The 555-nt window shown below is 50.6% G+C and carries 1 protein-coding gene; it reads left to right on the forward strand.

Going from position 1 to position 555, the window contains the following annotated elements; translation table 11 throughout:
- On the forward strand, positions 1-555 hold a 555-nt coding region (locus tag ACTHUR_RS17085), incomplete at both ends, for an alcohol dehydrogenase catalytic domain-containing protein (RefSeq protein ID WP_440399889.1).

A 555-nucleotide genomic window follows, 5' to 3' on the forward strand; every position in this document is an offset into this window, starting at 1 on the left:
GTTTATCATGGCGCAAACGACATCCGTTTCGAAGAAAAGCCCCGCCCTCAAATTATCGATCCGACTGATGCAGTCGTCAAAATCGTTAAAACCACGATTTGCGGTACTGACTTGGGTATTTGGAAAGGTAAAAACCCTGAAGTTGCCGACGGTCGTATTCTCGGTAATGAGGGTATCGGTATTGTAGAAGAAGTCGGCGATGCTGTAAAAAACATCAAAGTCGGTGATAAAGTCATTATTTCATGTGTCAGCAAATGCTGTACTTGCGACAACTGTAAAATCCAACTCTATTCACACTGCCGTAACGGCGGCTGGATTTTGGGCTACATGATCGACGGTACACAAGCCGAATGCGTCCGCACGCCTTATGCCGACAACAGCCTTGTTCCGCTGCCCGAAAACGTCAATGAAGAAGTCGCCCTGCTGTTGAGCGATGCCTTGCCGACTGCCCACGAAATCGGCGTGCAATACGGCGATGTCAAACCCGGCGACACCGTATTCATCGCAGGCGCAGGCCCTGTCGGCATGTCCGCCCTGTTGACCACCCAACTGTAC

It is taken from the genome of Neisseria sp. P0021.S007 (assembly GCF_051956855.1).